Genomic DNA, 25,251 nt, shown 5'->3' with positions numbered 1-25,251 from the left:
ACTTCAGTTGTTCACGCGCGAGGTCAGTAGCGAGGACAGCGGCCGGAACGGCTGCAACCATGCCCCCTGCTCGGGCAGCGAATCGAGGCCGATTCGCGGTAGCGGTTCCCGGAAAACACCAGGAATGTCCTCCAGGTCGACGAACTCCAAGGTATCCGACGCTAGCGCCCAGCTCGCATGTTCGCGAAATCCGAGCACCTGAACCGGAATGCCGTCGCGGGCGATGTCCTCCAAGGGAAGTTTGAAGGCCTGCCCGTCGGCGGAGGCCACCAACACGCTGGCCAGACCCTCGCTGCGGCGCAGCGCGATGTGGTCGAGCATGTCGGAGTCGACGTCGCTGTCTTCGTCGATCTTCGGTTTCGCGAAGACCGCGAACCCCACGTTACGCAACGCTTCGACCCACGGCCGGACGACGTCGGCGCTGCCGGGGGCGATGTTGGTGAACACCGTGGCCTCGGGCTCCAGGGACACGTTCGGGCGCGTCGCCGACAGCTCCGCGGTGTGCGCCAGCAGCCAGCGGCCCAGCGCGTCGAAGCGCGGGCGGTGCGCGGCGGTCGGCCGTCCCCCCAAGATGGAGCCCAGCCCCATGTCGAGGTTCGGTGCGTCCCACACCAGCAGCACCCGGGCCGTCCCGTCGGTCGGCGGCTCGGGCGGCGGGGCTACTTCTTCTCTGTGTTCTTCTCTGTGTCCGAGGTCTTCGGTGACGCTCATGACGTCTTCTCCCACAGCAGTTCGGTGACGGCGCTGCCGACGTGCTGCGCCTTGCCCTCGTACTTGGTGACCGGTCGCTGCACGGAGATCGGCAACGCGTCCGACGGGCTGATCCGGCGCAGCCGGGGCTCGGCGTCGCCGACCTCGGCGATGTGCTCGGCGTAGTCCGCGTGGTCGGTGGCTGCGTGCAGCACGCCACCGGGACGCAGCCGGTCGGCGATCAGCGCTACGGTGCCCGGCTGCAGCAGGCGGCGTTTGTGGTGGCGGGCCTTGGGCCACGGGTCCGGGAAGAACACCCGCACGCCGGTCAGCGAGTCCGGGCCGAACATGTGCTGCAGCACGTCGACGCCGTCGCCGCGGACCAGCCGGATGTTCGTGACGTGCGCGCGGTCGATGGCCGACAGCAGCTGCGCCAGCCCGCGCCGGTAGACCTCCACCGCGACCACGTCGAGATGCGGTTCGGCCTGCGCCATCGCCAGCGTCGAGGTGCCGGTGCCGCAGCCGATCTCCAGGACGATGGGCGCGGACCGGCCGAACCAGGCGTCGGTGTCCAGCCGGGGGGCCGGAACGTCGCCGTCGCGCGCATGCATCCCCAGCTCCGGCCACAGCCGCTCCCAGGTCGCCTGCTGGGCAGCCGACAGAGTGCTGCGCCGGGTGCGGAAGCTGGTGACGCGCGGGAAGCGGTACCGGTCAGCAGGGGTTTCGGGACCCGAAGCCGACGCGTCGGCGACATCGGGTCCGGGTTGATGCATCCGTCCATGGTCGCTCATCAGGGGTCGAGTACCCGCATCGTGGTACAGATTGATACCCAACAGTTGCCTTCGGCCCGGAAGTTGTCCCCAGGCCGGGAAACGGCGTGCTCGCCGTGGGTGCGGCGGGATGCCACCATCGTCGTGGCGGGCTCGATACACGTAGGCCCACCGACAGGGAGGGTCACCCGATTTTCGTCGACGCGTTGAGGCAGATCGCGCAGGACCGCGATCCGCGGCTGATGCCGATCGTGCGGCGGCTGGCGGCGCCGACGCGGGTCGCGGTGCACGGCAGGCCCGGCGTGGGCGTGCGCACGGTCGCCAAGGCGCTCGGCGGCGCGGGTGTGACGGTGGTGTCCGCCGGCGCGGACGTGGATGTGCTGGTGATCGCCGAGGCTCCCAAGCGTGAGGACCTGGCGATGGTCGACGCGTCGCGCCGGCCCGCCGTCGTCGTGCTCAACAAGGCCGACCTGTCCGGATACGGCCCGGGCGGTCCGCTCGCGGCGGCCCACCACCGCGCCGCGCACCACCGGGCGGTGACCGGGCTGCCGACGGTGCCGATGGCGGCGCTGCTGGCCGACGTCGCGCTGGCCGACGACCTGCTCGCCGCGCTGCACACGCTGGTCACCGAGCCGGCGGACCTGTCGTCGACCGACGGGTTCGTCCGGTGCCCGCACCCGGTGCCGAGCGACGTGCGCGCCCGGCTGCTCGACGCGCTGGACCGGTTCGGCATCGCCCACGCGGTGCTGACGCTCTCCAGGGGCGCGACGGCCGCGGACCTGGTGCCGCACCTGCGGCAGCTGAGCAACCTCGACCGGGTCGTCGACAATCTGCACGCGGCGGCCGCGCCGCAGCGCTACGAACGGCTGCGGACCGCGATCGCCGACGTGCACGCCATCGCGGCGCAATCCCGCGACCGGCGACTCGCCGACCTGCTCACCACCGACGACACCGTGCTGGCGGTGATGGGCGCGGCGGTCGACGTGGTGGAGGCCGCCGGGGCCCACGTCGACCGCGGTGACTCTCCGAGCGCCCACCTGCGGCGCGCCACCCACTGGCGGCGCTACGGGCGGGGACCGGTCACCGCGCTGCACCGGGCGTGCGCAGCCGACATCAGCCGCGGCTCCCTGCGGCTGCTGGGCCGCACGCGATGAACACGGTCGCCGACCAGGTCGCGGCCGCCGACGCCGTCGTCGCCGCGGTCGAACCGGGACTGACCCCGCCCGCGGTGCGGGCCCGCGACGTGGTGCTGGTGACAGGGCCGTGGCTGGCGGGCAGCACCAGCCTGGCCGCCGCACTGCGCGACCGGATGTCCGAGACCACCGTCGTCGAGGCCGACGACCTCGCCACCGGCGACGCGCCGCTGGCCGTGGTGTTCGTCGTGTCGGCGGCGACACCGTTGACCGAATCCGACTGCGAGCTGGTCGATCTGGTGAGCCGCCACACCGACCTGGTGGTCGGGGTGGTGTCGAAGATCGACACTTACCGCGGCTGGCGCGAGGTGCTGACCGCCGACCGGGAGGCGTTGAGCGGGTGGTCGGAGCGGTATGCGCACGTGCCGTGGGTGGGCGCCGCGGCCGCACCGGATCTGGGTGAGCCGCGCGTCGACGAACTCGTCGGTCTGCTGCGTCAGCGGCTGGCCGATCCCGAGCTGGTCCGCCGAAACCGGTTGCGGGCGTGGGAAACCCGTATCCAAGAGCTGATCGACCGGTACACCGCCGACGGTGACGGAACAGGCAGGCGGGCGCGGGTGGCGACGCTGCAGCAGAACCGCGACGACATCACCCGCGGGCGGCGGCTGGCGAAATCCGAGCGGACCATCGCGCTGCGCACCCAGGTCCAACAGGCCCGGCTGCAGCTGGGCTACTTCGCGCGCAACCGGTGCACATCGGTGCGCGCCGAGCTGGCCGACGACGCCTCGAAACTGGGCCGACGCCAGCTCGGCGACTTCGAGGCGCAGGTGCGACGCCGGGCGGCCGACGTCGTCACAGAAGTAGAGGAAGGCATCACCGCGCAGGTGGCCGACGTGGCGGCCCAGCTTCAGCTGCCCGCGCCGCGGCCGCCGACCCCGCCGGACGCCCCGGTGATCGACCCGCCGCCGTTGAAGTCGCGGCGGTTGGAGACTCAACTGATGACGGTCCTCGGCGCCGGCTTCGGGCTTGGCGTGGCGCTGATGGTGACGCGGCTGTTCGCCGGTCTGGCACCGGGGCTGACCGTCGCGGGCCTGGCCGTCGGCGCGGTCCTGGGGTTGACGCTGACGGTGTGGGTGGTGGGCATCCGCGGGTTGCTGTACGACCGCGGGGTGCTCGACCGCTGGGTTTCCGACGTCTTCACCGCGCTGAGGTCGACGGTCGAGGAGCGGGTCGCCACCCGGGTGCTGGCCGCCGAGAGCGCGTTCAGCGCCGAATCGGCCGCCCGCGACGAACGCGACGCGCAGGCCGCGCAGGAGCGCATCGCCGAGGTCGACGCCGAACTGCGCCAGCATGCGCTGGAGACCGCCCGCGCCGCGACCGAACGGGACCGCCGGTTGCCGTCGCTGAAACGGGTACTCGAAGCGGTGCGCACCGAGATCTCGGCGTCGGCTTGATCGATAAAACCGCCGAAAAGCCCTTTCTGAATCGTTCCTGTGAGTGATCGGACATACTCCCGATTCACCGCGGGTATCTCACCCGCGTTAACCTCTTGATAAGGAACGCAGCGCCGCCGATTCCTGTCTGGGTGGCGCATACGGAGCCTTGGGTCCTGGCAGCAACAGACACAGGAGATTTTCATGACCGCAGCGACCATCCCCGGTTTGGACACCGCACCGACGAAACACAAGGGTCTGCTCGCCTGGGTTCAAGAGGTCGCCGAGCTGACGCAGCCCGACCGCGTGGTGTTTGCCGACGGCTCTGACGAAGAGAACGCCCGGCTTTGCGAGCAGCTCGTCGCCGCCGGCACGTTCAAGCGCCTCGACGACGAGAAGAAGCCGAATTCCTACCTGGCGCTCTCCGACCCCTCCGACGTGGCCCGAGTCGAGTCACGCACCTACATCTGCACCGAGAACGAGATCGACGCCGGCCCCACCAACAACTGGATGGCCCCCGCCGAGATGCGCGAGACCATGACCGAGCTGTACCGCGGCTCGATGCGCGGACGCACCATGTACGTGGTGCCGTTCTGCATGGGCCCGCTCGGCGCCGAGGACCCCAAGCTGGGCGTCGAGATCACCGACTCGGAGTATGTCGTCGTCTCGATGCGCACCATGACCCGCATGGGCAAGGCCGCGCTGGACAAGATGGGCACCGACGGTTTCTTCGTCAAGGCGCTGCACTCGATCGGCGCGCCGCTGGAGCCGGGCCAGAAGGACGTGCCGTGGCCCTGCAACGACACCAAGTACATCAGCCACTTCCCCGAGACCCGGGAGATCTGGAGCTACGGCTCGGGCTACGGCGGCAACGCGCTGCTGGGCAAGAAGTGCTACTCGCTGCGCATCGCCTCGGCGATGGCCCACGACGAGGGCTGGCTCGCCGAGCACATGCTGATCCTCAAGCTGATCAGCCCGGAGAACAAGTCGTACTTCGTGGCGGCGGCGTTCCCGTCGGCGTGCGGTAAGACCAACCTCGCGATGCTGCAGCCCACGATCCCGGGCTGGCGCGCCGAGACCGTCGGCGACGACATCGCCTGGATGCGGTTCGGCAAGGACGGCCGGCTGTACGCGGTGAACCCCGAGTTCGGCTTCTTCGGCGTCGCGCCGGGCACCAACTGGAAGTCGAACCCGAACGCGATGAAGACCATCGCGGCGGGCAACACCGTGTTCACCAACGTGGCGCTCACCGACGACAACGACGTGTGGTGGGAAGACCTCGAGGGCGACCCGCAGCACCTGGTCGACTGGAAGGGCCGCGACTGGACCCCCGAGTCCGGTGAGAAGGCCGCGCACCCGAACTCGCGCTACTGCACCCCGATGTCGCAGTGCCCGACGCTGGCCCCCGAGTGGGACGACCCGCAGGGCGTGCCGATCTCGGCGATCCTGTTCGGCGCCCGCCGCAAGACCACGGTTCCGCTGGTGACCGAGGCCCGCGACTGGCAGCACGGCGTCTTCCTCGGCGCCACCATGGGTTCCGAGCAGACGGCCGCCGCCGAGGGCAAGGTCGGCACCGTGCGCCGCGACCCGATGGCCATGCTGCCGTTCCTCGGTTACAACGTCGGCGACTACTTCGCCCACTGGATCAAGTTGGGCAAGGACAACGACGAATCCAAGATGCCGAAGATCTTCTTCGTCAACTGGTTCCGCCGTGGCGACGACGGCCGCTTCCTGTGGCCGGGCTTCGGTGAGAACAGCCGCGTGATGAAGTGGGTCATCGACCGCATCGAGCACCGGGCCAACGGCAAGAGCACCCCGATCGGCACCGTCCCGACCGCCGAGGATCTCGACCTCACCGGCCTCGACGTCGACCCCTCTGACGTGGACGCCGCGCTGGCGGTCAACGTCGACGAGTGGCGCCAAGAGCTGCCGCAGATCGAGGAGTGGTTCGAGTTCGTCGGCGAGAAGTTGCCGACCGGCATCAAGGACGAGTTCGACGCCCTGAAGCACCGCCTCGAAGCGGAGTAAGTCGTTCTCTGCGCGAGCAGACGCAAAGTGCCCCATTCCCACGCGGAATTGGGGCATTTTGCGTCTGGTGGTCGGGGCTGGCGGGCCCCTCTTGACACCTGTCAATTCCGGACGTCGTAAAGTCGGTCCATGCAGATCCGCGAACATGCCGTGGCCACGCCCGACAAGCCCGCCATCATCATGCATCCGAGCGGCACCGTGGTGACGTTCGCCGATCTCGAGGCGCGGGCAAACCGACTGGCCCACCACTTCCGCCAGCACGGACTGGTCGAGGGCGACACCGTTGCGATCCTGATGGAGAACAACGAGCACATTCACGCCGTGATGTGGGCGGCGCGGCGCAGCGGTCTGTACTACGTGCCGATCAATACGCACCTGACGTCCGCCGAAGCGGCCTACATCATCGACAACAGCAACGCCAAGGGCATCATCGGATCGGCGGCGCTGCGCAAGACGCTCGAGGGCCTGGGCGCCGAGCTGCCCAACGGCCTGCCCGAGTTGCTCGTCATCGCCGATGACGAATTGGACGGCTGGCAGCGCTACCCCGAATGCGTTGCCGGACACCCCGACACCCCGATCGACGACGAGATCGAGGGCGATCTGCTGCAGTACTCGTCGGGCACCACGGGCCGGCCCAAGGGCATCAAACGCGAACTGCCGCACCTGTCCCCGGCTGAGGCCCCGGGGCTGATGACCATGCTCGTCGCGGTGTGGATGCAGCCCGACTCGGTGTATCTGAGCCCGGCTCCGCTGTACCACACGGCGCCGTCGGTCTGGTCGATGACGGTGCAGGCCGCGGGCTACACGACGGTCGTGTTGGAGAAGTTCGACGCCGAAGGCGCGCTGGACGCCATCCAGCGCTACGGCGTCACGCACGGGCAGTTCGTGCCGGTGATGTTCACCCGCATGTTGAAACTGCCGGAGTCCGTGCGTAGTTCGTACGACGTGTCGAGCCTGAAGCGGGTGATCCACGCCGCCGCGCCGTGTCCGGTCGAGATCAAGAAGCAGATGATCGACTGGTGGGGCCCGATCATCGACGAGTACTACGCCTCCTCGGAGGCGCATGGTTCGACGCTGATCAGCGCCGAGGAGTGGCTCGCCCATCCGGGTTCAGTCGGCAGGCCGATGACCGGCAGCCTGCACATCTGCGACGAAGAGGGCAACGAACTGCCGCCGGGCGAACCGGGTGAGATCTACTTCGAAGGCGGCCACGCGTTCGAGTACCTCAACGACCCGGAGAAGACGGCCAAGGCGCAGAACAAGCACGGCTGGATGACCGTCGGCGACATCGGCTACGTCGACGAGGAGGGCTACCTCTACCTGACCGACCGCAGGCACCACATGATTATTTCCGGCGGTGTGAACATCTATCCGCAGGAAGCCGAGAACATGCTGGTGACCCATCCGAAGGTGTTGGATGCGGCGGTGTTCGGGGTGCCCGACGACGAGATGGGCCAGCGGGTTCACGGTGTCGTCCAGACCGTCGACCCCGCCGACGCCGCCCCTGAATTCGCCGACGAGTTGATCGGCTGGCTGCGGGATCGGCTGGCGCACTACAAGTGTCCGCGGTCGATCACGTTCGAGGCGCAGCTGCCGCGCACCTTCACCGGCAAGCTGTACAAGCAGGAGCTGATCAAGAAGTACTCGTGACCGCGATCGAGTTGCCCGGCGGGGTCGTCGTCGCGATCGAAACACCCTCCGACGACGCCACCTTCACGCTGACCGAGCACGACACCGACGACCGTCGAGCGGTCACTGTCGCGTCGGTCTCCGCGGCGATCGACGAGCTGCGTGAGCGCTGCGACCGCTGGCCGCAGGCCGCGGGAATCTGTGACGACGTGCTGCGCGCCTTCGACCCCGATGCGCCGGCGTTCACCGGGGTGATCACCGAGTCGCTGGCGTACTCGACACTGCAGTCCGGCCAGGAGTTCGCCCGCTGGCTCTCCGAACGCGGCCCCGCGCAGGCGCCCGCATCGCCGGATCCCGTTGTGGCCGAACGCGTCGACGACACCCTGTTCGTCAAGTTCAACCGGCCGCAGCGGCACAATGCGTTCTCCACCGATGCGCGCGCCGCGCTGCTCGAGGCGCTTGAGGTGGCGCGGGTCGACCCGTCGGTCACCGCGGTCGTGCTGTCAGGCAACGGACCGTCGTTCTGCAGCGGCGGTGACCTCGCGGAATTCGGCAGTTTCACCGACCCGGCCACCGCTCACTTCGCCAGGACGCGGTACAGCCCGGCGCTGGTGTTGGCGGAACTGACTGCGCGACTGGGCAATCGATGCCGTGCGCAGGTGCACGGTCAGGTGTTGGGCAGCGGTCTGGAGATGGCGGCGTTCTGCGGTCGGGTCGAGTCCACCGCCGACGCGGTGTTCGGGCTGCCCGAACTGAGCCTCGGGCTGATCCCGGGGGCGGGCGGGACCGTCAGCATCACCCGGCGGATCGGCCGCTGGCGCACCGCTTATCTCGTGCTGTCGGGCCGGACGATCGACCCGCCGACCGCGCTGCGCTGGGGATTGATCGACGCCATCGCGTGATTTCGGTGTAGTGGGTTGCGCTCACCGCCACCAACTACACCCAAATCGCCCGCGGTCGGCTAGCCCGAGCGGCGCAGCGTGACCCGGTACGTGTACTGCTCGGGCAGGAAATGGCTCACCGACAACTCGACCGGTCGGCCGTCGGCGTCCGAGTACAACCGGTCCACCCGAAGCATCGGATGCCCCGCCTCGCAGCGCACCGCATCCGCCACCGCCGCGTCGGCCGCGGCCACCGTGATCGATTGCGCCGCTTGCACTATCGGAACGCCGAGATGCGGTTCGAGCAGGCCGATCACGGTCTGCGTGCCGACTGCACCGGTCGCCAACTCCGCCGAACCCGCTACCGAAGCGGCCACCGCCGGCGGCAGATGCACCGTCGTCGCCACGAACGGCACCCCGGCGTGCAGGCGCCGGAACGCCACCGTGAACACCACGTCGTCGTCGAGACGCAATCGACTCGCGACATCGACATCGACACGCCTGCGCAGCCCGCTGAGCACCTCCATCGACGTGTCGTCGGACAGGCTCATCAAGTCCTCGATCGACCCGAGTTGACGCAGGTACCGCCCGCCGGCGTCGCTGGCGTACGTGCCGCGCCCCGGCACCCGGTACACCACGCCCTCGGCCACCAGGTCCTGAAACGCCCGGCGCACCGTCTGCCGCGACAAGCCGTGCGCCGCAACGAGTTCAGATTCCGTCGGCAGCCGCGTCCCGTCGCGGTAGCGGCCCTCGGCGATCTCGTCGCGGAGCTGGTCCCGCAGCGTCTGGTACGCGGGCGCGGGCTTCATCGTCAGATGCCGCCCCGCGCCATCAGTTGCGAGGCGATCACATTGCGCTGAATCTCGTTGGTGCCCTCGCCGACGATCATCAGCGGCGCGTCGCGGAAGTACCGCTCGACGTCGTACTCGGTGGAATAGCCGTAACCGCCGTGGATCCGGACGGCGTTGAGCGCGATCTCCATCGCGACCTCGGAGGCGAACAGCTTCGCCATCCCGGCCTCCATGTCGCAGCGTTCGCCGCTGTCGTACCGCTCGGCGGCGTAGCGGGTCAGCTGTCGCGCCGCGGTCAGCTTGGTCGCCATGTCGGCCAGGTAGTTGCCGACGGACTGGTGCTTCCAGATCGGCTGCCCGAAGCTCTCCCGCTCCTGGGCATACCGCAGCGCGTCCTCCAGCGCGGCGGTCGCGACGCCCAACGCCCGCGACGCCACCTGGATGCGCCCGGTCTCAAGGCCTTTCATCATCTGCCCGAAGCCCTTGCCCGGTTCGCCGCCGAGGATCGCCGACGCGGGCACCCGGCAGTCCTCGAAGACCAGCTCGCAGGACTCGACGCCCTTGTAACCGAGCTTGGGCAGGTCCCGCGACACCGACAGCCCGGTCGTGCCCTGCTCGACGAGTACCACCGAGATGCCTTTGTGCCGCGGGGTCGCCGCCGGGTCGGTCTTGCACAGCAGCGCGATCAGCCCGGACCGACGCGCGTTGGAGATCCACGTCTTCGACCCGTTGATGGTCAGCCCGTCGCCCTCGGACGGCAGCGCGACCGTCGACATGTTCTGCAGGTCCGAACCCCCACCCGGCTCGGTGAGCGCCATCGTCGCGCGCACCTCGCCGGTCGCCATGTCCGGCAGGTACCGGCGCTTCTGGTCCTCGGTGCCGAACAGCGTGAGCAGTTTGGCGACGACGGTGTGCCCGCCCATCGCGCCGGCCAGGCTCATCCACCCGCGCGACAACTCCTGGGTGACCTCGACGTAGCACGGCATCGACACCGGCGAACCGCCGTACTCCTCGGGGATCGCCAGCCCGTAGATGCCGATCTGCTTCATCTGCTCGATCCACGCCTCGGGGTACTCGTTGGCGTGCTCGACGTCGCGCACCCGGGGCTTGACCTCGCGGTCGATGAAGGCGCGCACGGTCGCGACCAGCAGGATCTCTTCTTCGCTGAGTGTGCTCATATGTACGGCCATATTGACACTTTGTCCGGCCGAATGCCAGAGTGGGCACCCGTGAGCGGCCCCTATTTCGACGACCTCGAGGTCGGGCAGGTCTTCGACACCGCACCCTCGATGACGCTGACCGACGGTGCCGCCGCCGTGCACCAGTCGATTCTTGGCGACCGGCTGCGCCTGGCCCTGGACGCCGAACTCGCGATGGCGGTCACCGGCGCGCCCGGGCCGCTCGCCCATCCGGCGCTGGTGTGCGACGTGGCGATCGGCCAGACCACGCTGGTGACCCAGCGGGTCAAGGCCAACCTGTTCTACCGCGGCCTGACGTTTCACCGGTTCCCCGTCATCGGCGACACCATGTTCACCCGCACCGAAGTCGTTGGCCTGAAACAGAATTCGACCAAGCCCGGCCGGGCGCCGACCGGCCTGGCTGCGCTGCGGATGACCACGGTCGACCAGGTCGGGCGCATGGTGCTCGACTTCTACCGCTGCGCGATGCTGCCGTTGAGCGAGGGCGCGGGCGAGACCGGCCACGCCGACGACCTGTCGGTCATCGGCACCGAGGACCTGCCCGCCCCCGTCCCGACCGCGGACTGGGACGCCGAGGCCTACCGCACGCGCGTCGCGGGTGACCATTTCGATGCGGGCCTGGCGGGCACGGTGCTGCACAGCACCGGCGACGTCGTCAGCAGCGCGCCCGAGTTGGCCCGGCTGTCGTTGAACATCGCTGCGACACACCATGATCGACGGGTCAGCGGGCAGCGCCTGGTGTACGGCGGGCACACCATCGGGCTGGCGCTGGCCCAGGCCAGCCGGCTGCTGCCGAACCTGGTGACGGTGCTGGGCTGGCAGTCCTGCGACCACACCGGGCCGGTCCACGAGGGCGACACGCTGCACAGCGAGTTGCACGTCGAGCGGGCGGTCCCGCTGCCGGACGGTCGCGGCGGCGTGCTGACGCTGCGGTCGGTGGTGTACGCGGTCGGGGAGCCCGACCGCGAAGTGCTCGACTGGCGATTCACCGCACTGCAGTTCTGAGACCCCACACGCCCTTTGCTCGATCCGGAAAGCACAATGGGGGTGTGACGTCGTTGGCCGTCCCCGCCGCCGTGCTCGACCGGGCGCGGCGGGTGGCCGGTTCGTACGAGACCTTCACCGGCGTGCCCGTCGACGCCGCCGAGCTGATCGGCGGTCGGGCCGCGCTGCTGGACATCGCGCCGCGGGGCCGGGTGTCTGCCGGTGGGGCGAGCCGCCTGATGCGATGCCGGGACGGCTGGTGCGCGCTCACGTTGTCCAGGCCCGACGACGTCGCGGCGGTACCGGCACTGGTCGGTGCCGACGCCGTCGACGATCCGTGGGACGCCGTGCACCGGTGGGTCGCAGGCAGCGACGCCGCCGACGTCACCGAACAGGCCCGGTTGCTCGGACTGCCGGTGGCCGCGCTGGCCGAGACGCCTGCCGAGGCGCCGCGGGTCTACCCCTTCGGCGCCGCCACCACGACACGCGGTCCGTCGGGTCTGCTGGTCGCCGACCTGTCGGCGATGTGGGCCGGACCGCTGTGCGGGCAGCTGCTGGCGCGGGCCGGCGCCACCGTCGTCAAGGTCGAAAGCGCCGCCCGGCCCGACGGCGCCCGCAGCGGCCCGGCACCGTTCTTCGCGTGGATGAACGCCAAAAAGCTCTCCTACCGAGTCGATTTCGACGAGCCCGACGGCCTGCGCGCACTACTCGACGTCGCCGATGTGGTGATCGAGTCGTCGCGCCCCGCCGCGCTGGCACGACGCAGCCTGTCGCCCACGGACGTGTCGCCGCGCGACGGCCGGGTCTGGCTGCGGATCACCGGCCACGGCACCGACGACGAGCGCGGCAACTGGGTCGCATTCGGTGACGACGCGGCGGTGTCCGGCGGACTGGTCGGCGCCGACGAGCACGGCCCGGTGTTCCGCGGTGACGCGATCGCCGACCCGTTGACCGGCCTGGAAGCTGCGCTGGCGGTCGCGCAGTCGCTGCGCAGCGGCGGCGGCGAGCTGATCGAGATGTCCATGGCCGCCGTGGCCGCCACCTACGCCGCGCTCCCGCAGGACGGCGAGATCGACTGCGCGACAACGCCTCGGATCACCGGTGATGCGCCCGCACTGGGCGCCGACAATCCCGACGTCGACGAACTGATCCGCCGACGGTTCGCCGCGTGCTGATCCAGCGGGCGACGCTGCTCGACGGCGCCGGTGTCGACATCCGCGTCGAGGACCAGATCATTGCCGTCGCAACGCAGTTGGACCCGCTGCCCGGCGAGGACGTGCTGGATGCCGCGGGCCGGACCGTGCTGCCCGGCCTGCACGACCACCACGTCCACCTGCGCTCGGCGGCCGCAGCGCTGCGGTCGGTCCACGTCGGCCCGGACCAGGTTCACGGCCGGGCCGACCTCAAGCGGATACTCGCCGAGGCGCCGACCGACGACGACGGCTGGGTCCGCGCGGTCGGCTACCACGAGGCGGCCGCCGGCGCGCTCGACCGCCACGTGCTCGACGAGGTGTCCCCGTCGGCGCCGGTGCGGGTGCAGCACCGCAGCGGTGTGCTGTGGACGCTCAACACCGCGGGCCTCGAGCGCGTCGGGCTGGCCGACCACCCCGACGGTCGCCTCCGCAGCGCCGACGACGACTGGTCGAACACCCTGTCGCGCAACGACTCCGGGCTGTCCGAGATCAGCGCGCGACTGTGCGCATTCGGTGTCACCGGCGTCACCGACGCCACACCCGACCTGGACGCCGCAGGAACCACCGGCCTGCGCGAGGCACACGATCTGCGCCAGCGCGTGCACGTCCTGGCACCCGGGAAGCGGATCCTGCACGACACCGACCTCGACCTCGACGCGCTGACGGCATGGATCGCGGCCCGCCACGCCCAAGGTGTGCCGGTCGCCCTGCACTGCGTGACCGCCGCCCAACTCGTCGTCACGCTGTCCGCCCTGCAGAACACCGGGCGGCACCCGGGGGACCGGATCGAGCACGCCGCCGTCGTGCCCGACGACAGCGTCGCCGCGCTCGCGGACAGCCGCGTGACGGTGGTGACCCAGCCCAACTTCGTCGCCGAGCGCGGCGACCAGTATTTCGACGACGTGCCCGCCGCCGAACACCACGAGCTGTGGCGGGTGGCCTCGCTGGTCCGGGCGGGCGTGCCGGTCGCGTTGTCGACGGACAGCCCGTTCGGCGACGGTGACCCGTGGCGGGCGATGCGGGCGGCCGTGCACCGCACCAGCGCAAACGGTCATCTGCTCGGCGCCGACGAACGCGTCGCACCCCTCGCAGCACTCGAGATGTTTTTCGGCAGCGCCGACCATCCGGCTCAGGCCCGTCGCGTCCGGTCCGGTGAACCGGGCGACCTCGTCGTGCTCGCGGGCCCGCCCGCCGAGGTCCTCGACGTCCTGGACTCGAGCATGGTCGACACCACGATCGTGGCCGGCCGCATGGTCTACCAGCGCGAGTGACCTAGGTGGCGGTCGGCGTCAGCGCCCGCTGCAGCATCGTGCACTGGCTTTCGAAGAACTGCCGGGACACCGACGCTTTCGGCGCCACGCCGTCGAACCCGTGGAACGCCCCCTCGACTACCTCGACGTCACACGGCACACCGGCGGCCTTCAGCCGTTCGGCGTAGGCGAGGTCCTCGTCGTGGAAGAGGTCGAACGTGCCGACGCCGACCCACGCGGGCGGCAGCCCGGCCAGGTCCTGGCGCCGGGCGGGCACCGCGATCTCGGGGTCGGCGTCGCCGAGGTAGGCCGACCAGCCGAACTTGTTGCTGGTCTTGTTCCACAGTCGCAGACCGGGTTTGTCGAGTTCGGCGCGGTCGACCGTGCGGTCGTCGAGCATCGGATAGACGAGAAGCTGCGCGGCCAGTGGGACCTCGCCGCGGTCGCGCGCCAGCAGTGCCAATGCCGCGGCCAGCCCGCCGCCGGCGCTCGCGCCGCCGATCGCGACCCGCGCCGGGTCCACCGACGGCAGCGCAGCCAGCCACCGCAGCGCCGCGTAGCAGTCGTCCAGCGGCGTCGGATAGGAGTGTTCGGGCGCCAGTCGGTAGTCCACCGACGCGACGGTGGCCCCGAGACGACGCGCGTAGCGGCGGCACAGTTCGTCGTCCTGACCGGCGTGGCCGATCACGTACCCGCCGCCGTGGATCCACAGCAGCGCCGGACTCGGGCCGGTCACCCCTTCGGGGCGGAACAGCCGAATCCCGACGCCGGACGGCAGCGTCAGGCCCTCGACGTCGCGCGGCACCTTGCGCCACATCCGGCGGGTGACCATGCGGATCACGGGCAGGGTCACCGGCGTGATGATCTGTTTGGGGACGAGGCGGGCGCTGCGGCGCAGATCGGGATGAAATTCAGGAGAAGGCACCCGCTCAGTATTGCGTCCAGTGGTGACGCGAAGGAGACAAAGTCTGGGTAACCCTCGCCGGGAAAGTTTGCTCACTGTCATGATGTGGCGGTGGGGGTCGTTAGCAGAGCGCACGAGATGCAGTCGATCTCCGAGATCGTCGCGGTGGCCGCGCAGCGGCCGGCGGGTCTGCTGCTCGAGGGTGAGGCGGGCATCGGCAAGACCACGTTGTGGCTGGCCGCGCTGCAGCAGGCCCGCGACAACGGGTTCACCGTGCTGTCCGCGCGGGCGTGGGAAGCGGAGTCCAAACTCGCCTACGGCACCGTCGCCGATCTGCTCGCCGACATCGACCCCGACGCGTTGGCCACGTTGCCGAATGTGCAGCGCGTCGCCGTGAACCGGGTGCTGCTGCGCGACGACGCCGGCGGTCCCGAGACCGATCAGCACGTCGTGGCGGCCGCCATGCTGTCGGTCATCGAGGCGATGGCCACCGACAACCCCGTCGTGCTCGGTGTCGACGACCTGCAGTGGCTCGACGCCTGTAGCCGCGACGTGCTGGCGTTCGTGGCCCGGCGGCTGCGCGGACGCGTCGGCGTCGTCGTCACCGAACGCACCGAACCGGACCGGGGCGGCACCGCGTCCTGGCTGCACCTGGCGCGACCCGATGCGCTCACCCGGGTCCGGGTGAGCCCGTTGAGCCTCGGCGGCCTGCACGAGCTGATCAGCAGCCGGCTCGGCCGGTCGCTCCCGCGGCCGACGATCGTGCGAATCGCCGACGTCTCCGGCGGCAATCCGTTCTACGCGCTGGAGATGGCGCGCGCGATCGACACCGAACCCGAACTCCCGCACACGTTGGCCGAGCTGGTGCAGCGCCGGGTCGCAGATCTCGACGACGACGCCAGCGACGCCCTGCTCGCCGCGGCCGCGGTCGCGGACCCGACGGTCGAGCTGCTGGCCCGCGCCACCGGGAACGACGCCGACCGGATGACCGAGCTGCTCGAGGAAGTCGAGAGCCGCGGCATCATCGAGATCACCGGCAACCGGGTGCATTTCACTCACCAGCTGCTGGCCCGCGGTGTCTACGTGGGTGCGTCGGCGCCGCGCCGCCGACGCATGCACCGCGCGCTGGCCGACGCGGTGGTGCAACCCGAACTCAAGGCCCGTCACCTGGCGCTGGCGTCGTCGCGCTCCGATCCGGAGATCCTGCGCTCGCTCGACGACGCCGCCGAGGGGGCCCGCGCCCGCGGCGCGCCGAGCGCCGCCGCCGAACTGCTGGACCTGGCCATCCGGCTCGGCGGGGACACGCCGTCGCGCCGAATCCGTTCGGCGAGCCACCATTTCCGCGCGGGCGACCACGACAAGGCGCACGATGTGCTGGCCCCGGCGCTCGAGGTGGTGCGGCCCGGGATGCTGCGCGCGATCGCACTGAACCTGCTCGCCGGGATCTGCATCTACCGGCGCAGCTTCGCCGAGGCCGCCACGGTGCTGACCGAGGCGTTGCAGCACTGCGACGACAATCCGCCGGTGCTCGCGCAGACCCTGCTGATGCTGTCGTTCGCCCAGGCGAACCAGGGCGACTACGACGACGCGCTGGCCAACGCGCGGGAGGCCGTCAAGCACGCCGAGGTGCTGGGGATCGACGTGCTCACCAGCCAGGCGATCGCCGACCTGGAAGTGCTGAAGGCGTTGTGCGGCTTCGGTTTCGACGAAGGCAGCCTCAACCGTGCGATCGCGCTGGAGAACCCCGACGTCGACGTGCCGATCCCGTTCCGCGCGCACTCGACCGCGGCGCAGGTGCTCGCGTGGGCGGGCCGCCTCGACGAGGCGCGCGAACACATGGAGGTGCTGCACAAGCGCTGCGTCGACCGCGGTGCCGACGGGGACATGCTGTTCGTCTCGGTGTGGAGCACGCTGATCCACGTGTGGCGTGGCGACTACTCCGCGGCGACGCGGGTCGCCGACGACGCGATCGAACACGCCGAGCAGATCGGGGGCGACCACCCGCTGGTGATCGCGTTGACTGTGCGCGGTCTGGCGGCGGCCTACACGGGACGCATCGAGGCGGCGCGCGCCGACGCGACCGCGGCGATCGAGGCCGCGGAACGGTTCGGCGCCCCGCTGCTGGCCGAATGGCCCATCATGACACTGGGTTTCGCGAGCGTCTCGGTCGGTGACTACGAGCAGGCACTGCGCGATCTGGAGCCGTTGCTGGCGGGGTTCGACCAGATCAGCTGCACCGAGATCATCAAGGCCGGGTTCGTGCCCGACGCGGTCGAGGCGATGGTCGCGCTGGGCCGCTCCGGCGAGGCCGAACCGATGGTCGCCGCATTGGAGCGCAACGGCCGCCGGCTCGACCGGTCCTGGATGCTGGCGATGGCCGCGCGGTGCCGGGCGCTGATGTTCGCCGCCGCGGGCGACGTCGCCGCCGCCGAGGAGGCCGCCGCGCAGGCGATGGTCGAACACGACCGGCTCGCGATGCCGTTCGAGCGGGCCCGCACCCAACTCGTGCTCGGCCAACTGCAGCGCCGGAAGCGACAGAAGCAGAGCGCCACCGACACACTGACCGATGCGCAGCGGACCTTCGAGCGACTCGGCAGCCCGCTGTGGGCGGACCGCGCGCGTGCCGAACTGAAGCGCACCAACGTCGCAGCCGGGCGGTCGGCCGAACTCACGCCCTCCGAACAGCGCGTCGCCGAGTTGGCCGCCTCGGGGATGACCAACCGGGACATCGCCGCCTCGCTGTTCATCAGTGCAAAGACGGTCGAGGCCAACATGACTCAGATCTACCGCAAGCTGGGAATCCGGTCGCGCGCCGAACTGGGCAGGCGGATGGGCCCGCGGGGCTAGCCGGCGGCGGATTTTCCCCCTATTGTTTATACAAGCGACGCTTGTAGAAACTCGGGGAGTGAGGCCATGCGAGTCATCGTCGACCGCGATCGGTGCGAAGGCAATGCGATATGCGTGAAGTACGCACCGGCGGTATTCGAACTCGATGAGGACGACTATGCGGTGGTGACGTCCGACCCCATCCCACCCGGCGAGGAGGAGCGCAGCGAGAAGGCCGTCGCCGAGTGCCCACGCGCGGCGCTGTCCCGAGCCGATTAGGCCATCCGGAGATGGGGCGACGCGATGACGTGCTGGCGGCGCTGCGCACCGCGGGTGCGCCGCTGAGCATCGGCGACATCGCCGAGCGGTTGTCGATCCACCCGAACACCGCGCGCTTTCATCTGGACGCGCTGGTGAAGCGCGGCCGGGCGGAGACCGTCCCCCCTGAGCGCGCGAAGCCGGGCCGGCCGCCGATGATGTTCCGGGCGACCGCGACGATGGACCCCGACGGGCCGCGCGACTATCGCGTTTTGGCCGGTGTCCTTGCCGACGCCCTGAGCCGGCAGCGTGACCCCCGCGGACGAGCCGTCGCCGCCGGTCGCGCGTGGGCAGTCGCCGAGGGGATGCGCCTGTCCGGACCCGGCCGCGCCGTCGACCGGCTCACCGAGTTCCTCGACGAACTCGGATTTGATCCTGAATATCGCCCGCGGACAGGAACACTCGGCGACATCGCGCTGAAGAACTGTCCGTTTCTCGAGCTCGCTGTCAGCCACCGCGATGTCGTCTGTCCCGTTCATCTCGGGATCATGCAGGGCGCGTTGGCTGTCTGGGAGGCGCCGCTCACCGTGGACACGCTGATTCCGTTCGCCGAACCCGGTATGTGCGTCGCGACGCTGGCACCGAAGGAGGAGTCATGATGGGCACGGCACACGCGACCGCCGTCGCGGTCGTCTTCGTCTGGCTGGGCATGGTGCTGGCCATCTCGTTCCTCGAGGCGCCGCTGAAGTTCCGGGCGCCCGGGGTGACGCTGCAGGTCGGTCTGGGCATCGGTCGCCTGGTGTTCCGCGCGCTCAACACCGTCGAGGTGGTGCTGGCGGCAATCCTGCTGGCCGCCTTCGCATTCGACCCGCCGCGAACGACCGCGATGGTGGCGGTCGGGGTGGCCGTCGTCATGCTCGCCGGGCAGCTGGCGATCCGGCCCGCGCTCAACCGGCGCTCGGACGCGGTGCTGGCGGCTCCGGACGGCACCGATCCGGGCGGCCGGTCGCGGGCGCACTACGGTTACGTCGCGCTTGAGCTGGTGAAGGTGCCCGCCCTGCTCGTCGGCGGCATCGCGCTGCTGGCGTGACTACTTGAGCAGCGGATCACGCGGCAGTCCCAGGATCCGCTCGGCGATGGTGTTGCGGGTGATCTCCGAGGTGCCGCCCGCGATGGTCATCGCCCGGTTGCCGAGATAGGCCTGCGTCAGCGTCGGGGTCTGCCCCACGACGGCCGCCGAACCGGCCAATTCCATTGCCAGCTCGGTCATCCGCTGGCCGGCCTCGGCGACCAGCAGCTTGGTGACGTTGCCCTCGGGTCCCGGTTCGGACCCGGCGATCGCGCGGGTGACGCGCCGCAGGTTCAGCAGCCGCAACGTGTGCGCCTCGGCGAGCACCTCGCCGGCGCGGCGCACGTAGTATGCCCGGGTTTCGGCAGGCGCGCCGTCGAGCAGCTTGACCAGATCGCCCCCGGTGAAACCCGACGTGCCACCCGAACCGCCGCCGATCGAGATGCGCTCGTTGCCGAGCGTCGCGCGGGCGACCAGCCAGCCCTTGTTCACATCGCCGACGACATCGGCGTCGGGCACGAAGACATCGTCGAAGAACACCTCGTTGAAGTGCGCGTGGCCGGTCAACCCGCGCAGCGGATTCACCGTCACGCCAGGGGCGTTCATGTCGATCGCCATCATCGTCACACCGGCGTGCTTGGGTGCGTCGGGATCGGTGCGCACCGTCGCCAGGCCCCACTGGCACATGTGCGCCAGGCTGGTCCACACCTTCTGGCCGGTCACCCGCCAGCCGCCGTCGACCTTCTTCGCCGACGTCCGCACCGCGGCGGCGTCCGAACCCGCGCCCGGTTCGGAGAACAACTGGCACCACATCACCTCACCGCGCAGCACCGGTTCGACCCAGCGCTCGCGCTGATCGTCGGTGCCGGCCTGCGCGATGGTCAGCGTCACCCACCCCGTGATGCCCATGTCCGGGCGCTCGATGTCGGCGAATTCCTCCTCGATCACCAGTTGTTCGAGCACCTCCGCCGCGCGGCCCCACGGCTTCGGCCAGTGCGGCACCAGATAGCCGGAGTCCACGAGGAAGTCGCGCTGCTGGTCGGCCGGCAGTGACCGCAGCGTGGTGACGGCCTCGCGCGCCTGCTCGCGGAACTGCTCGGCCTCCGGCGGCAGCGTGAACGACGCACCGTGCGCCTGCCCGCTGCGCTGGCCCTCCACCACGTCGAGCAGCGGGTCACCGGCCTCGGCCATCAGCGCAGCCAGGGTGCGGGCCCGGCGCAGGTAGAGGTGCGCGTCGTGCTCCCAGGTGAAGCCGATGCCGCCGTGCAGCTGAATGTTGTTCTGCGCGTTGAAGATCTGCGTCCGGATTGCGTGGGACGCGGCCACGGCCGCGGCGAACCACGCGCTGTCGAGGTCGTCGGCGCGGGCGGCGTCCCAGGCCGCCGCGGTGGTCTCCTCGGCGTTGACGAGCATGTTGGCGGCGTGGTGCTTGACCGCCTGGAAGGTGCCGATCGTGCGGCCGAACTGCTCGCGGACCTTCGCGTAGTCGACGGCCATCTCCAACGTCGCCCAGCTGACGCCGACCGCCTCGGCGGCCGCCAGGATGCGAAACACCGTGCGCGCCTTGCGCGCTGCCCCGCGCAGCACTCGACCCTCGGGTACCGCGACGCCGCGCAGCGCGACCGACCCGAGGCTGCGGGTGGTGTCCATCGACTCGAGGGCCGTGACCGTCACCCCGTCCGCCGCCGCGTCGATCACCGCGACGTCCTCCCCGGCCGCGACGACCAGCAGGCCGGCATCCGGGGCGCCCAGCACGGCTGGACTCTCGCCGGTCACGGTCAGGTCCGAACCGATCGTGATGCTGCCCGACACCGCCAGCGCGCCGACCGTCGAACCGTCCGCCAGGCCCGGAAGCAGTTCGGCGCGAAGCGAATCCGACCCACACCGGTCGATGACGACGGCCGCGGCGACGCTCGGCAGGAAGGGACCCGGGCACAGCTCATGCCCCTGCGCCTCGAGCACCACCGCGAGCTCGGCCAGGCCGAAGCCCGAACCGCCGTGCTCCTCGGCGAGCGCCAGACCCGTCCAGCCCAGGTCGGCCGCGGCCGCCCAGATCTTCTCGGGATGCGAGGACCCGTCCTCCAGCGTGGCGCGCGCCGCCGCCCGGCTGTCGACGCGGTTGAGCTGGCCGAACACGGCGTCGGCGAGGTCGATGTGCTCTTCGGTGATGGCAAGCGCTGACTTACTCACGACGGCAGCCTAACCGCGGCGCAAAAGTCGAGGGTAGACACTTCGGCGAATGTTGTCTTCTGCGCGCGAACCTTGGGGGTACAGTCGCGCCATGACGGTGCGACCGGATGTCCGGTATCCCGGCCCGACGTGGCTGACCCGCGCGCGATGGTTGCTGAACGCAGGGCCATCCGACTACATGCTGGCGATGAGCGTGGCGTCGGCTTCGCTACCGGTGGTCGGCAAGCACCTCGAACCGCTGGGCGTCGTGACCGCGATGGGGGTTTGGGGGTACCGCCATCTGCCCGACTTCCTGGCCGCGACAGCGAAGTCCCTGCTCAATCCCGAAGACGCCGAACTCAAAGAGTGCGAGCGCAACAGCACCAGCGCGATCACCGAGGCCGCGCTGCGGGGCGTCGTCAACGCGAACGACCTCACGGGCGACTGGCCGGAGCCGGAGTCGGTGCCGCCGCTGTGGAAGCTGCGCGAACACCGCCGCAACGTGTACCGCACGTCGGTGCAGTACGGACCGCGGTCGTCGCAGCTGCTCGACGTGTGGCGGCCCAGGGAACTGCCCGCCGAGCCCGCGCCGGTGATGATCTTCGTGCCGGGCGGGGCGTGGGTGCACGGCAGCCGGATTCTGCAGGGCTACGCACTGATGTCGCACCTGGCCGAGATGGGCTGGGTGTGCCTGTCGATCGACTACCGGGTGGCGCCGCATCACCGGTGGCCGGCCCACCTCACCGACGTCAAGACCGCGATCGCGTGGGCCCGCGCCAACGTCGACAAGTTCGGCGGCGACCGCGGCTTCGTGACCGTCGCTGGCACCTCGGCGGGCGGGCACCTGGCGGCGCTGGCCGGTCTGACCATCAACGACCCCGAGCTGCAGTCCGAGCTGCCGGAGGGTTCGGACACCTCGGTGGACGCCGTCGTGGGCATCTACGGCCGCTACGACTGGGAGGACCGCTCCACCGTCGAGCGGGCGCGCTTCATGGACTTCCTCGAGCGCATCGTCGTGGGCCGCAAGCAGGACACGCACCCCGAAGTGTTCCGCGCCGCGTCCCCGATCGCCCGGGTGCACCGCGACGCGCCCCCGTTCCTCGTCATCCACGGCACCGGGGACAGTGTGATCCCGGTGGCGCAGGCCCGTTCGTTCGTCGAGCGGCTGCGCGCGGTGTCGCGGTCGGTGGTCAGCTACATCGAACTGCCGGGCGCCGGACACGCGTTCGACATGACCGACGGCGCCAGGACCGGGTCGACGGCGAAGGGGATCGGGCTGTTCCTCAACCAGATCCACCGAAATCGAACGCTGGTGGGCGCCAAAGAGGTTATATAGGCACTCCGGAAGAGGGGTGCGTGGTGAAGAGGCTCAGCGGGTGGGACGCGGTCCTGCTGTACACCGAGACGCCGACCGTGCACATGCACACGCTGAAGCTGGCGGTCATCGATCTCTCCGAGCTGGGGGATCGGGCGTTCGGCATCGACGACTTCCGCCGTGTCATCCACGGCAGGCTCTACAAGCTCGAGCCGTTCCGCTACGAACTGGTCGACATCCCGTTCAAGTTCCACCATCCGATGTGGCGGGAGAACTGCGAGGTCGACCTCGAGTACCACGTCCGGCCGTGGCGGGTGGACCCGCCGGGTGGCCGTCGCGAACTCGACGAGGCGGTCGGCCGCATCGCCAGCACCCCGCTTGATCGCAGCAGGCCGCTGTGGGAGATGTACTTCATCGAGGGCCTCGCCAACGGTCGCATCGCGGTCCTCGGCAAGATCCACCACGCCCTCGCCGACGGGGTCGCGTCGGCGAATCTGCTTGCGCGCGGGATGGATCTGCAGACCGGACCGCAGGGGGAGCGCGACTCGTACGCCACCGATCCGCCCCCCGGCCGCGCCGAACTGGTGCGGACCGCGTTCGCCGACCACATGCGCCAAATCGGGCGGTTGCCCGGCGTCATGCGCTACACCGCCCAGGGCATACAGCGGGTGCGCAAGAGCGCCAAGAAGCTCTCACCGGAGCTGACCCGGCCGTTCACCCCGCCGCCGTCGTTCATGAACCACCGGGTCGACGCGCAGCGCAAGTTCGCCACCGCGACGCTGGCGCTGGCCGATGTCAAGCAGACCGCCAAGCACCTCGGTGTGACGATCAACGACATGGTGCTGGCGATCGCCGCGGGTGCGCTGCGGGAGCTCTCGCTGAAGTACGACGGCCACGCCGACCACCCGCTGTTGGCTTCTGTGCCAGTCAGTTTCGACTTCTCACCAGACCGGATCTCGGGCAACTACTTCACCGGCGTGATGATGACGGTGCCGATTCAACTCGACGACCCGCTCGAGCGGGTGCAGGCGGTGCACGACGCCGCGGTCGAGGCCAAGGAAACCCATCACCTGATGGGACCCGAACTGGTGAGCCGGTGGTCGTCCTACTTCCCTCCGCGGCCCGCCGAACGGTTGTTCCACTGGCTGGCCGAAAAAGACGGCCAGAACAAGGTCCTGAATCTGCCGATCTCCAATGTGCCCGGGCCGCGGGAGCCCGGCCGGGTGGGCGGCGCGCTGGTCACCGAGATCTACTCCGTCGGCCCGCTGACGACGGGCAGCGGGCTCAACATCACGGTGTGGAGCTACGTCGACCAGCTCAACATCTCGGTGCTCTCCGACGGCGCCACGCTGAACGACCCACACGAACTGACCGATGCGATGGTCCGCGCGTTCATCGAAATCCGCCGCACCGCAGGACTTTCCGAGGAACTGACAGTCGTCGAATCCGCTATGGCTTGATTGTCGGCTCCGCCGACGGTGGCTTGATGCCCGCCTGGTATTTCGCGTGTACCCAGGACAGGAACTTCTCGACCGACTGCGCGGTGTAGTGCGCCCGCGGTGACCCGTAGAAGTCGAACGCGTGCTGCGCGTGCGGGATCTCGGCGTAGGCGACGGTCGAGGCGGACACCTCCCGCAGCTTCTCGACGAACTCGCGGCCCTCCTGTACCGGGATGATCGAGTCGTCCGCGCCGTGCAGAACGAAAAACGGTGGCGCATCGGGACGTAACCGCATGATCGAGGACGCGTCGACGTAGGTCTGATGGTGGTCGGTGATACGTCGTTTGACGACGAACTTCTGCAAGAACGCGATGAACTCCTTGCGGCCCGAACCCCGCGCCGACACCCAGTCGTAACGGCCGTAGATCGGCACCGCGGCCACCACCGACGTGTCGGCGTCCTCGAAACCCGGCTGCCACTGCGGATCGTCGTAAGTCAGCGCGGCCAGCGACGACAGATGCCCGCCGGCCGAACCCCCGGTGATCGCGACGAAATCGGGGTCACCGCCGTAGTCGGCGATGTTCTCCTTGATCCACGCCAGCGCCCGCTTGACGTCGACAATGTGAGCGGGCCAGGTGTTGCGCGGGCTGACCCGGTAATCGATCGATACGCACACCCAGCCGCGATCGGCCATGTGGCTCAACAACGGATAGGCCTGCGGCCGGCGCATCCCGATGGCCCACGCGCCGCCGGGCACCTGCAGCAGCACCGGAGCCTTGCCGTCGCGCGGCAGGTCGGCCCGGCGCCAGATGTCGGCGCGGTTGACCCGGCCGTGCGGGCCGTACTGCACGGTGTTGGCCTTCTCGACGTAACGCCGCCGCATCAGCTCGTTGGGCGGGATGCCGATCAGCCGGCGTCGCCGTCCGGGCTGCGACGCCGCGGCGACCTGCTCGTAGTCGTCGCCGAGCGCCTCGCGCAGCGGCTCCTCGAAGTACGGCCGGGCGTTCGAGTTGCGGTACGCGATCAGGCCGAGCAGCGCCCACGCGATCGCGGTCAGCACCAACGCGATTCGCCCGCGGGCGCCACGGAAGTCGCCGCGCAGACCGCGTCGCGCCGCGTCGAGCACCGAACCCGCCAGATACAGCGGTGCGGCCTCGGTGGTCGGCCAGCCGAAGGCGAACACGGGCAGCGTGATGTAGCCCTCGCGGCCCAGCGGTTGCACACCATTGGCGGCATTGAGGAGTTCGGCCGCCGCGCGCAGCAGCGGATAACGGCGTCTGGTCATCGAGG

21 protein-coding genes are annotated in these 25,251 nt (G+C 70.0%); 14 read left to right on the top strand and 7 right to left on the bottom strand.

The features are described from left to right. Nucleotides 1–3 precede the first annotated feature (3 nt). Both BLW81_RS04455 and trmB read right to left on the bottom strand, forming a co-directional pair. Complete coding sequence (locus BLW81_RS04455; protein ID WP_083406164.1) at nt 4–711, bottom strand: NYN domain-containing protein; 708 nt, start codon at nt 709–711, stop codon at nt 4–6. Then, complete coding sequence (gene trmB / locus BLW81_RS04450) at nt 708–1,481, bottom strand: tRNA (guanosine(46)-N7)-methyltransferase TrmB (RefSeq protein WP_083406163.1); 774 nt, start codon at nt 1,479–1,481, stop codon at nt 708–710. The genes BLW81_RS04455 and trmB overlap by 4 nt, the downstream gene beginning before the upstream one ends. A 185-nt stretch (nt 1,482–1,666) precedes the next feature. On the opposite strand from trmB, the gene BLW81_RS04445 reads away from it, so the two are divergent. From BLW81_RS04445 to BLW81_RS04425, 5 genes are all read left to right on the top strand, one after another. After that, a complete protein-coding gene (locus tag BLW81_RS04445) occupies nt 1,667–2,614 on the top strand; it encodes a hypothetical protein (protein WP_407662313.1) in 948 nt (315 codons plus the stop codon). Next, on the top strand, nt 2,611–4,047 hold the full coding sequence (locus tag BLW81_RS04440; protein ID WP_083406162.1) for a hypothetical protein: 1,437 nt from the start codon (nt 2,611–2,613) through the stop codon (nt 4,045–4,047). Before BLW81_RS04445 ends, BLW81_RS04440 begins: the two co-directional genes overlap by 4 nt. A gap of 183 nt (nt 4,048–4,230) precedes the next feature. Continuing rightward, nucleotides 4,231–6,054, top strand: coding sequence for a phosphoenolpyruvate carboxykinase (GTP) (locus tag BLW81_RS04435; protein WP_083406161.1), 1,824 nt, complete (start codon nt 4,231–4,233; stop codon nt 6,052–6,054). A 129-nt stretch (nt 6,055–6,183) separates the two neighbouring features. Further along, nucleotides 6,184–7,704, top strand: a complete 1,521-nt coding sequence (fadD4, locus tag BLW81_RS04430; protein WP_083406160.1) for a fatty-acid--CoA ligase FadD4 — start codon at nt 6,184–6,186, stop codon at nt 7,702–7,704. Between the two features lie 5 nt (nt 7,705–7,709). Beyond that, nucleotides 7,710–8,585, top strand: a complete 876-nt coding sequence (locus BLW81_RS04425) for an enoyl-CoA hydratase/isomerase family protein (RefSeq protein ID WP_157897882.1) — start codon at nt 7,710–7,712, stop codon at nt 8,583–8,585. A 59-nt stretch (nt 8,586–8,644) separates the two neighbouring features. Here BLW81_RS04425 and BLW81_RS04420 read toward each other — a convergent pair whose 3' ends face one another. Together BLW81_RS04420 and BLW81_RS04415 are read right to left on the bottom strand one after the other, a co-directional pair. After that, nucleotides 8,645–9,373 (bottom strand): GntR family transcriptional regulator, encoded by a 729-nt coding sequence (locus BLW81_RS04420; RefSeq protein ID WP_083406158.1) that lies wholly within the window; start codon nt 9,371–9,373, stop codon nt 8,645–8,647. Between the two features lie 2 nt (nt 9,374–9,375). Next, on the bottom strand, nt 9,376–10,533 hold the full coding sequence (locus BLW81_RS04415) for an acyl-CoA dehydrogenase family protein (RefSeq protein ID WP_083406157.1): 1,158 nt from the start codon (nt 10,531–10,533) through the stop codon (nt 9,376–9,378). Between the two features lie 33 nt (nt 10,534–10,566). Between BLW81_RS04415 and BLW81_RS04410 the strand changes: the two genes are divergently transcribed. The 3 genes from BLW81_RS04410 to BLW81_RS04400 are packed head-to-tail and all read left to right on the top strand — an operon-like array spanning nt 10,567 to nt 14,002. Continuing rightward, nucleotides 10,567–11,559, top strand: coding sequence for a MaoC family dehydratase (locus tag BLW81_RS04410; RefSeq protein WP_173839574.1), 993 nt, complete (start codon nt 10,567–10,569; stop codon nt 11,557–11,559). Between the two features lie 44 nt (nt 11,560–11,603). After that, entirely contained in the window at nt 11,604–12,713 is a 1,110-nt protein-coding gene (locus BLW81_RS04405) for a CoA transferase (RefSeq protein WP_083406155.1), read from the top strand. Next, the gene (locus BLW81_RS04400; protein WP_083406154.1) at nt 12,707–14,002 is read left to right on the top strand and encodes an amidohydrolase family protein; all 1,296 of its coding nucleotides are present in this window, start codon (nt 12,707–12,709) and stop codon (nt 14,000–14,002) included. Before BLW81_RS04405 ends, BLW81_RS04400 begins: the two co-directional genes overlap by 7 nt. A 1-nt stretch (nt 14,003) precedes the next feature. Here the strand turns inward: BLW81_RS04400 and BLW81_RS04395 are convergent, their stop codons facing one another. Next, nucleotides 14,004–14,906, bottom strand: coding sequence for an alpha/beta hydrolase (locus BLW81_RS04395; protein WP_157897583.1), 903 nt, complete (start codon nt 14,904–14,906; stop codon nt 14,004–14,006). A 90-nt stretch (nt 14,907–14,996) separates the two neighbouring features. Here BLW81_RS04395 and BLW81_RS04390 point away from each other — a divergent pair, with 90 nt between their 5' ends. The 4 genes from BLW81_RS04390 to BLW81_RS04375 all read left to right on the top strand — a co-directional run bounded on the left by BLW81_RS04390 (nt 14,997) and on the right by BLW81_RS04375 (nt 19,059). After that, entirely contained in the window at nt 14,997–17,732 is a 2,736-nt protein-coding gene (locus BLW81_RS04390) for an AAA family ATPase (protein ID WP_268875583.1), read from the top strand. Between the two features lie 66 nt (nt 17,733–17,798). Then, nucleotides 17,799–17,990: a ferredoxin gene (locus tag BLW81_RS04385; protein WP_083406151.1), complete on the top strand. Its 192-nt coding sequence runs from the start codon at nt 17,799–17,801 to the stop codon at nt 17,988–17,990. 11 nt (nt 17,991–18,001) lie between these two features. Continuing rightward, on the top strand, nt 18,002–18,628 hold the full coding sequence (locus BLW81_RS04380; RefSeq protein WP_083406150.1) for a helix-turn-helix transcriptional regulator: 627 nt from the start codon (nt 18,002–18,004) through the stop codon (nt 18,626–18,628). Then, nucleotides 18,628–19,059, top strand: coding sequence for a hypothetical protein (locus BLW81_RS04375; RefSeq protein WP_083406149.1), 432 nt, complete (start codon nt 18,628–18,630; stop codon nt 19,057–19,059). The genes BLW81_RS04380 and BLW81_RS04375 overlap by 1 nt, the downstream gene beginning before the upstream one ends. Here BLW81_RS04375 and BLW81_RS04370 read toward each other — a convergent pair whose 3' ends face one another. Further along, the gene (locus BLW81_RS04370; RefSeq protein ID WP_083406148.1) at nt 19,060–21,228 is read right to left on the bottom strand and encodes an acyl-CoA dehydrogenase family protein; all 2,169 of its coding nucleotides are present in this window, start codon (nt 21,226–21,228) and stop codon (nt 19,060–19,062) included. A gap of 91 nt (nt 21,229–21,319) precedes the next feature. Here BLW81_RS04370 and BLW81_RS04365 point away from each other — a divergent pair, with 91 nt between their 5' ends. Both BLW81_RS04365 and BLW81_RS04360 read left to right on the top strand, forming a co-directional pair. Beyond that, nucleotides 21,320–22,543 carry an alpha/beta hydrolase gene (locus tag BLW81_RS04365; protein ID WP_083406147.1) on the top strand — a complete coding sequence of 408 codons (1,224 nt, stop codon included), beginning with the start codon at nt 21,320–21,322 and terminating at the stop codon, nt 22,541–22,543. A 23-nt stretch (nt 22,544–22,566) separates the two neighbouring features. Beyond that, a complete protein-coding gene (locus tag BLW81_RS04360) occupies nt 22,567–23,982 on the top strand; it encodes a WS/DGAT/MGAT family O-acyltransferase (RefSeq protein WP_083410319.1) in 1,416 nt (471 codons plus the stop codon). On the opposite strand, the gene BLW81_RS04355 is transcribed toward BLW81_RS04360, so the two are convergent. Next, nucleotides 23,972–25,246 carry an alpha/beta hydrolase gene (locus BLW81_RS04355; RefSeq protein WP_083406146.1) on the bottom strand — a complete coding sequence of 425 codons (1,275 nt, stop codon included), beginning with the start codon at nt 25,244–25,246 and terminating at the stop codon, nt 23,972–23,974. The genes BLW81_RS04360 and BLW81_RS04355 overlap by 11 nt on opposite strands. Nucleotides 25,247–25,251: the final 5 nt, after the last annotated feature.

The sequence above is a fragment of the Mycolicibacterium rutilum genome (assembly GCF_900108565.1).
In the GTDB taxonomy this organism is placed as follows: Bacteria; Actinomycetota; Actinomycetes; order Mycobacteriales; family Mycobacteriaceae; genus Mycobacterium; species Mycobacterium rutilum.
The sequence above is the reverse complement of the archived record's forward strand: the minus strand, read 5'-3'. Positions and strand labels throughout refer to the sequence as shown.